The sequence below is a fragment of the Leisingera sp. F5 genome, from assembly GCF_001593695.1.
In genome coordinates this window covers 62,605-70,939 of the sequence record NZ_LUKH01000025.1, presented here as the reverse complement: position 1 = coordinate 70,939, position 8,335 = coordinate 62,605, and the positions used below count along the sequence as shown (strand labels likewise).

Here is an 8,335-nt window from a genome sequence, read left to right as displayed (position 1 = left end):
CACAACTTACCCACAGAACAACCGCGCTTATCCACAGACTCACAAACCGGAAGCACAGCAAATCACCCCACAAAAACGAGTCACCCCGCCCGGAATCACACCAACCCGGCCAAAAAAAGCCAATCAGGCCGTCTGTCCAGTATCCAATGTTGGTGTTTCAGCGCTACTCTTCCAGAACCTTGCGCGCGGCCCGGAAGCATTCCAGGGCTTGGGGCACCCCGCAGTAGATGCCGATCACATGGATGATCGCACGGAGCTCTTCCTTGGTGACGCCATTGTTGATGGCGCCACGGCAGTGCAGTTCCCATTCGTGCATCTTGCCCAGCGCACCGATCATCGACAGGTTCATCATCGAGCGGGTCTTGGCATCAATGACATCATCACCCCAGCCGAAACCCCAGCACCAGGCAGTCATTGCCTCCTGGAAGGGCCGGGTGAAATCATCCGCCGCGGCCAGGTTCTTTTCGACATATTCGGCGCCAAGGGTGGCTTTGCGCTGCTCCATACCCTTCAGGAACAGGTCTTCTTCAAATGCGCTCATCTCAGCCTCTCAGTTCAGCTTTTCAATTTCAGGGCGATGTTTTTGGTCTGCACGTAGTTCCACAGCGCCTCGCGGCCCTTTTCGCGGCCGTAACCTGATTTGCCGTAGCCGCCAAAGGGGGTCTCGACGCCACCTGCGTACCATTCGTTCACAAACACCTGGCCTGCACGGATTTGGCGGGCGCAGCGGGTGGCGCGATCGAGGTCGCGGGTGAAGACGCCGCCGACCAGCCCGTATTCGGTGCTGTTGGCTATTTCAATCGCCTCGGCATCGGACTGGAACTTGAGCACCGAGAGCACGGGGCCGAAGATTTCTTCGCTGGCGATGCTGTCCGACGGGGTGATGCCGGAGACAACGGTCGGCGACAGGAATGCGCCGGCATTGCCGACGGGGGTGCCGCCGGCTGCGATGGTGGCGCCATCCGCCTGGGCCTGCTGGACGATACCCAAGGCACGGTCGCGCTGGGGCATGGAGACCATGGCCCCCATGTTGGCGCCGAATTCGGGGCGGTCGATGCCGGCACCGACGCTGAGGCTTTGGGCCACATTCACTGCGCGCTCGACAAGCTCGTCGTGACGGCTTTCGTGCACGATGACGCGGCTCATGGCACTGCAGACCTGGCCCGCGTTGAAGTAGATGCCCCAGCGGATGTCGTTCTCGAAGGCGTCGAGGTCAGCGTCCTCATGCACGATGGCAGCGGACTTGCCGCCAAGCTCAAGCACGCAAGGGACCACATTCTGTGCCGCTGCGGTGGCGATACGGATACCGGTGGGCACGGAGCCGGTGAAGACGATCTGGTTGACCTGCGGGTGACCGGAAAGTGCCGCGCCTGCTTCGTGGCCGTAACCGCACAGGATATTGACCGCGCCAGCCGGGAAACCGGCAGCCTCGGCTGCACGAGCGAGCCAGGCGTTGGTAAGCGGTGTCAGCTCAGGTGTCTTGATCACGCAAGTGTTGCCGGTCGCGAGCGCTGCGGACAGCGAACGCGCGGTCATCTCCACGGGGTAGTTCCAGGGGATGATCTGGGCGGAGACGCCCATCGGCTCGTTCTCGGTCCAGTCGAAATAGCCGCCGCCCAGCGGGATCGAGCGGCCTTCGACAGTGCTGGCCTGGTTGCCGTAGTATTCAAAATAAAGCGCGGCGCCCTCAACCTCGATCCGGGATTCCCACAACGGCTTGCCCTGTTCCAAAGTCAGGACGCGGGCGATCTCGTCGAGATTGTCCAAAAGGTAACACCCCATCGCCTGCACCATGCGGCCGCGGGCAATCGGGCGCAGCGTGGACAGCTCCCCTGACAGGTGCAGGCGGCGGGCGGCCTGCACGGCGCGGTCCACATCCGCGGCATCGGCCAGCGCGTGGCGGGCCAAAAGCTCGCCATTGGCCGGGTTGGTGACATCGATCCACCCTGCCCCGCCAGGCACCCAGGCGCCGTCGATGTAGTTCAGCCATTCGGCATCAAGCTGTGTCATAGTTCGTTAGGCCCCTGCTGCAAGATCGTGGTCTGCCGCTTCACGCATCCACTTCTGAAGATGCAGGATTGAATGTTCCGAGTTCACTCCGCAAGAGGGATCAACCACCAAAGGCCCGGGAACATAGCCGCGGCTTTTGAGGCCCCGCTGGACAGATTCCACCAAATGGATGTCTTCCTCCACCGTGGTTGCCCTGTCCTGAACCGCCATGCGGCGCACGGTTTCATTGTCCTCGCCGCCGATGGAATACCAGCCGCGCCAAACCACCACATGATCGGCATCGACCGCCCGCCAGTGATAGGTGTTCAGCAGATTGCCGGGATAGACTTGGAAGGAGAACATCGGCCACAGGAACCAGCTGGAGTATCTCTCGTTATTTTCAAAACCGGAGTTGATGTCATAGGTCATCTGATCCAGCGAATTGCACTCCGTCGTGTGGCGCAGGCAGAAGCCCTGGGGCTGGATGTCATAGGTTTCCGGCTTGATCACCCCGGTCGAAAATGTCGGATGGTTGAGGCTGCAGTGGTAGCATTCAGAGTAGTTCTCAACGGAAACCTTCCAGTTGCAGTTCTCCGGGATGTCCACCCATTCCAGCGGCTTCAGGTCCGCCCAGTTGGGCACAAAGCTTTCCAGCTCACCCCGCACATTCGGGAACCACTCGTCCATCGGCCTGGCCTCGGGGTCGAGGTTCACAAAGATGAAGCCCAGGAAAACTTCGGTGCGGACCTCTGTCAGGCAGACCTTGGATTTATCGAAACCCTGCACAGATTTGAGGTTCGGCCCGGCGCGCAGCTGGCCGGTCAGCTCATAGGTCCAGGCGTGATAGGGGCAGACCACAACCCGCGTGGTGCCCTCGCCCGAGACCAATTGGTGGGCGCGGTGCTGGCAGACATTATAGAAGGTGCGGATTTCGCCATCGCGCCCCTTGATGCTGAACAGGCTTTCACCAGCCATTTCAAAGGCAAAATAGTCGCCGATGTTTTCCAACTGGCTGGCATGGCCGGCAAATTGCCAGCTGCGGGCCAGCAGGCCCTTGCGCTCAGCCTCAAAGAGGATCGGGTCGGTGTAATACCGCGCCTCAAGAGAATGGGTCGGGGCTGCGTTCATTCAGGGTCCTCCGCGTAGATGCCAAGCTGGTGCCTGCGTTTGTGAAACTTCTCCACCCGCTCGACGATTTCCTCGCTGGAGACAGCAATCACAAAGGACAGCAGCGTTTCCAGAAAAGCGATTGTCGAGACGGATGAAGGGAAGAATTGCGGCGTGTCCGCCGAGACGACAAATCCGTGGTCTGCGTGCAGGACCAAGGGGCTGGCGGGGCTGTCGGAAATGCCGATGATGGTGACCCCTTGTTCGCGTGCGATCTGGATCGCCTCGATGACCTCGGCCCTATATGGCTTGCAGGTCATCGCGATCAGCACATCCTGACTGTCCGCCCAGGCGAGATCATCCACGGCGGTGGAGCCGGGCCGCGGAATGGCATGGAACTGTTTCATGCCGGTGGAGGCAAGATAGGTGAAGTTGCGGGCGTTGGCGTTGTTCACCCCCACGCCCAGCGTGAAGACCTGCCGGGAGTTCCAGATCGCATGCGCCGCGGCCTCCAGGCTGCCCGCATCGATACCGGCAAAGGTTTCCTCGATATTCTGGATCGCGGCGCCCACCATATCGGCATAAAGGCCGCCCAGCTCACCCGACTTGCCGATGTCCTGCAGCCAGCGCGCCCGGTCGGGGAACGACACTCCGCCCTTGCGAATCGCTTCGCGGAACGGGGCGCGGAAATCCTCGTAGCCGTCAAACCCCACCTGCCGCGCCATGCGGACAAAGGTGTTGGGCTTCACATTGGCCGCCTCGGCAATCTCGCGCACGGTGGAAACCCCAACATCCGCAGGGTTTTCCAGCACATAGCGGGCTGCCTTCTGTGCCTCAGGAGTCAGCGCATCCCACTCTTCCGTGAGGCGCTCCAATACAGTCGATGATACATTTGTGCCATTCATGATTGACGATGGTACAAATATGGAATTAGCCTGTCGAGCAGAAAAGCGCATTGCAATCAGGAACGGCGAAATGGCTGAGAAAGAATTCCCGACACAGGCCAAGGTGGTCATCGTGGGCGGCGGCGTGATGGGGGTAGGTCTGGCCTATCACCTGGCGCATGAGGGCTGGGGCCAGGAGGTGGTGCTGCTGGAAAAATCCGAGCTGACCTCCGGCTCGACCTGGCACGCAGCGGGGCAGATCACCCATTCCACCAGCTCCTTTGGCCTCGGCAAATGCGTCGACTACAACATCGGCCTTTATTCCGGGAAGCTGGAGGAAGAGACCGGTCAGGCGGTGACCTGGCACGGCTGCGGCTCGTTCCGGCTGGCCTACACCGAGGATGAGATGGACTGGCTGCGCCACACGCTGTCGGTGGGCCGCTCGCTGGGCTTCAACATCGAGCTGGTTGGCCCCGAGAAGGTCGCCGAAAAGCACCCCTTCTATAACCTCGAAGGGGTTCTGGGCGCGCTTTACACCCCCGACGACGGCCATGTGGATCCGACCAACGTCACCATGGCGATGGCCGCCGGCGCCCGCCAGAAAGGCGCCCGTATCATCCGCCACTGCCGCGCCACCAACATCACCCAGGCCGAGAACGGCGAATGGATTGTCGAATCGGAAAAGGGCACCATCCGCTGTGAGCATGTGGTGAACGCCGGCGGCACCTACGCCCGCCAGATGGGCGAATGGTCCGGCCTGCAGCTGCCGATGACCTCGATGACCCACCATTACTTCGTGACCGAGCCGGTGCCGGAATTTGAAGCACTGGATAAGGAACTGCCCGTTATCCGCGACGACAAGAAGGTCTCGGGCTACATTCGCATGGAGCAGAAACGCGGGTTGATCGGCATCTATGAGAAGGAAGGCTCCAACTCGGTCTGGCACGACCATTGCCCCTGGGAATACGAGAACTGGCTGTTTGATGCCGATTACGACCGGGTGATGCCGTGGCTGGAGGAAAGTCTGAACCGGATGCCGATCTTTGCCGACCTCGGCATCCAGCGCGAGGTGCACGGCGCGATCTCACATCCGCCGGATGGCAACCCGCTGATCGGCCCGGCGCCGGGTGTAACGAACTACTGGTGCTGCTGCGGCACCCAGATCGGCATCGGCTGGGGCCCGGGCCTGACCCGCGAACTGGCACGCTGGATGGTGCATGGCTCTGCCGACATCTCGATGCGCGAATATGACCCCCGCCGCTTCGGCGCCTACGCCACCAAGGACTGGCAAGTCACCAAGGCGCATGAGGATTACAAGCTGCGCCACGAGATCCCCTTCCCCCATTTCAACCGCCTGGCGGGCCGCCCGATCAAACCCTCGCCGCTCTATGACCGGCTGAAGGAAAAAGGCGCGGTCTATGAGGAAGTCTTTGGCCACGAGCGCCCGCGCTGGTTCGCCAAAAACGGCGTCGCGCAGCAGGATCACTACTCTTTCCGCCGCAATGAAGTGCACGACATGGTCGGGCTGGAATGCAAGGCCGTGCGCGACAGCGTTGGCATCATGGACATCTCCGCCTTTACCAAGGTCGAGGTCTCAGGCCCCGGTGCTGCCGCCCTCCTGGACCGGCTGACCGCCAACCGCCTGCCGCAGAAGGTGGGTGGCATTACCCTCACCCATATGCTGAACCGACGCGGCCGGATTGAGCTGGAAACCACCGTGGTGAAACTGGCGGAGGACAGCTACTATCTGGTCTGTGCGGCGTTCTTTGAGCAGCGGCTGCTGGACCACCTGAACCAGAACCTCGCGGGTGAAGAGGTGGAGATCACAACCCTCTCTACCGATTGGGCCGCCCTTGCTCTCAATGGCCCGAAAGCCCGCGAGGTCCTGGCCGCCTGCACAGATGCAGATCTTACCAACGCAGGGTTCAAATGGCTGACCGCGCAACAGATCGAGGTCGCGGGCCACACGCTCTGGGCCTTCCGTATGTCTTATGCAGGCGAGCTGGGCTGGGAGCTGCACATCCCGCGCGACAGCACCCTGGCGGTCTATGATGCGCTGTGGGCCGCTGGTGAGGCGCATGGCATTGCCGACTACGGCTCCTTTGCAATGAACGCGATGCGGATGGAAAAGGGCTTTAAGGGCGCGGGCGAACTGACCAACGAAGTGACCCTGGCCGAGGCGGATGTGCTGCGCTTTGCCCGCACCGACAAGGATTATCTGGGCAAGGGCAAGACGCTGAACGATGCGGACAAACCCTGGGTCTGCGCCTATCTGGAGATCGAACCGGACGGTGTGGAGGACGGCCACGGCGGCGAGGCCGTCTTGCTGGAGGGCCAGGTCGTCGGCTCCACCGCCTCGGTCGCCTATGGCCATACCGTCGGCAAGATCCTGGCCTTTGCTTATGTGAAACCGCACGCCAATGTGCCGGACACGCAGATCGAAGTGATCGTTGCCGGAGAACCGCGCAAGGGCCGGATCCTGGGCGCCCCCGCCTATGACCCCGAAAGCCTGCTGCCCCGCACCGACGCGGAACTCACTCCGGCAGAATGAGCAAGCAACAGGCTCCCCTTCATCTTTTCAAAAATACTCCGGGGGAGCCAAAGGCGGGGGCAGCGCCCCCTCCTCTATAGCCAAAAGGGAAACGCGAAAATGACCCTGCCCGACACGATGAAAGCAATGGTTCTGACCGGCCATGGCGGTCTGGACAAATACGAATGGCACGAGGACTGGCCGGTGCCCCGGCCCGGCCCCATGGACGTGCTGATCAAGGTCGGCGCCTGCGGGCTCAACAACACCGATGTGAATACGCGCTCCGGCTGGTATTCCAAGAGTGTCGAGGCTGCCACCACCGGCGGCGCCTTTGACGAGGTGGGCGAGGACGACCCGAGCTGGGGCGGCCGCCCCCTCACCTTCCCGCGCATCCAGGGCGCCGACGCCGTTGGCGAAGTGGTGGCGGTTGGTGACGGTGCCGACCCGGCTCTGGTGGGCAAGCGCGTCATGGTCGGCGGCTGGGTCCGCGACTGGGATGACCCGGAAAACAAGGACAAAGCCGGCTATTTCGGCTCCGAATGCGATGGCGGCTTTGCCGAATTCACCAAGGCGGATGTGCGCGGCGTGGCGGTGATCGATAGCAACTTCAGCGATGCCGAACTGGCCACTTTCTCCTGCTCCTATGTCACCGCCGAAGGCATGCTGAGCCGCGCCAATGTTGGCGAGAGCGACACAGTGCTGATCCCCGGTGCCTCAGGCGGTGTTGGCGGCGCGCTGATCCAGCTTGCCAAACGCCGCGGCGCCAGGGTGATCGCGATGGCCTCCGAGGCCAAACACGCAGAGGTGGCCGAGCTTAGCCCCGACCTGATCCTGCCGCGGTCGCCGGAAAACCTGCGGGCCGCACTTGGCGATGAGAAGGTCACCGTGGTGGCCGATGTGGTTGGCGGTGCCGCCTGGCCCAAGCTGATCGGCGTGCTGGAACGCGGCGGCCGCTACACCTGCTCGGGTGCGATTGCCGGGCCGATGGTGGAGCTGGATCTGCGCACCTTCTATCTGCGCGACCTGACCTTCACCGGCTCCACCGTGACACCGCACCGCAACTTCACCGACGTGGTCTCCTATATCGAAAAGGGGGAGATCAAACCGGCGCTGGCAGCAACCTATCCGCTGCCGGACCTGAAGGAGGCGCAGGCCGCCTTCATCGCCAAGAAGCACACCGGCAATATTGTGGTGATGCCATGAGCCGAAAGCTGTTTGATCAGGCTCTGGAGGCGGCCAAAGCGTACCATGCGGCGCTGCCCGCGGTGGCGGAATTCCAGCCTTGGCCCGATGACATCACTTGGGCGGATCGCGAAGGCCAAGGAATCCCCGGCGCTGCTTTGGTGCAATCAGACCCTGGCTTCGCCGCCGAGGGCATCCCGGCAGCGGCCGAAGTTCGGGCCCTGCAGCAGGCGATCATGGCGTTAGCGCCGCATGCGGAATGGCGCCTCACCTATACCGAGGATGAGGTTGGCCAGGACTTTCTGCAGCGCTTTGGCTGGTTCGAGCTGGTGGGGCCAACGGGCCATTTCCACTCGCTGCAGTCCCGAATGACCATCGGCTACTGGGGGCCTAGGCTCGACTATCCTTGGCACCAGCACGGGCCGGAGGAGCTTTACACCATCCTCTCCGGCAGCGCCGATTTCATGGCCAAGGGCGAGGAAGTCCGCCGCCTGATGCCGGGCGATACCAAAATGCACGGGGCAAACCAACCCCATGCCATGATCACCAACGAGCATTCGATCCTCTGCTTCGTCTTCTGGCGCGGCGAGGGGCTGGCGGATGATCCGGCAATGTCCCCGGGCTGAGACAGGAGCGCACCCCA

Annotated in this window: 7 protein-coding genes; 3 read left to right on the top strand and 4 right to left on the bottom strand. The window is 62.2% G+C overall.

Annotated features, from left to right (window positions below; genetic code table 11):
- Positions 1 to 163: 163 nt before the first annotated feature.
- Genes A2I95_RS17140 through A2I95_RS17125 form a run of 4 tightly spaced genes read right to left on the bottom strand, consistent with a single transcriptional unit; the run spans position 164 to position 4,001 of the window.
- Positions 164 to 541 (bottom strand): carboxymuconolactone decarboxylase family protein, encoded by a 378-nt coding sequence (locus A2I95_RS17140; protein ID WP_291731391.1) that lies wholly within the window; start codon positions 539 to 541, stop codon positions 164 to 166.
- Positions 542 to 555: 14 nt separating this feature from the next.
- Positions 556 to 2,010, bottom strand: coding sequence for an aldehyde dehydrogenase family protein (locus A2I95_RS17135; protein ID WP_291731388.1), 1,455 nt, complete (start codon positions 2,008 to 2,010; stop codon positions 556 to 558).
- A gap of 6 nt (positions 2,011 to 2,016) precedes the next feature.
- Positions 2,017 to 3,117: an aromatic ring-hydroxylating dioxygenase subunit alpha gene (locus tag A2I95_RS17130; protein ID WP_291731386.1), complete on the bottom strand. Its 1,101-nt coding sequence runs from the start codon at positions 3,115 to 3,117 to the stop codon at positions 2,017 to 2,019.
- On the bottom strand, positions 3,114 to 4,001 hold the full coding sequence (locus A2I95_RS17125; RefSeq protein WP_291731384.1) for a MurR/RpiR family transcriptional regulator: 888 nt from the start codon (positions 3,999 to 4,001) through the stop codon (positions 3,114 to 3,116). Before A2I95_RS17125 ends, A2I95_RS17130 begins: the two co-directional genes overlap by 4 nt.
- A 70-nt stretch (positions 4,002 to 4,071) precedes the next feature.
- Between A2I95_RS17125 and A2I95_RS17120 the strand changes: the two genes are divergently transcribed.
- From A2I95_RS17120 to A2I95_RS17110, 3 genes are all read left to right on the top strand, one after another.
- Positions 4,072 to 6,531, top strand: coding sequence for an FAD-dependent oxidoreductase (locus A2I95_RS17120; RefSeq protein WP_291731382.1), 2,460 nt, complete (start codon positions 4,072 to 4,074; stop codon positions 6,529 to 6,531).
- Positions 6,532 to 6,630: 99 nt separating this feature from the next.
- Positions 6,631 to 7,713, top strand: coding sequence for an alcohol dehydrogenase family protein (locus tag A2I95_RS17115; protein ID WP_291731379.1), 1,083 nt, complete (start codon positions 6,631 to 6,633; stop codon positions 7,711 to 7,713).
- The gene (locus A2I95_RS17110; protein ID WP_291731377.1) at positions 7,710 to 8,318 is read left to right on the top strand and encodes a dimethylsulfonioproprionate lyase family protein; all 609 of its coding nucleotides are present in this window, start codon (positions 7,710 to 7,712) and stop codon (positions 8,316 to 8,318) included. Before A2I95_RS17115 ends, A2I95_RS17110 begins: the two co-directional genes overlap by 4 nt.
- Positions 8,319 to 8,335: the final 17 nt, after the last annotated feature.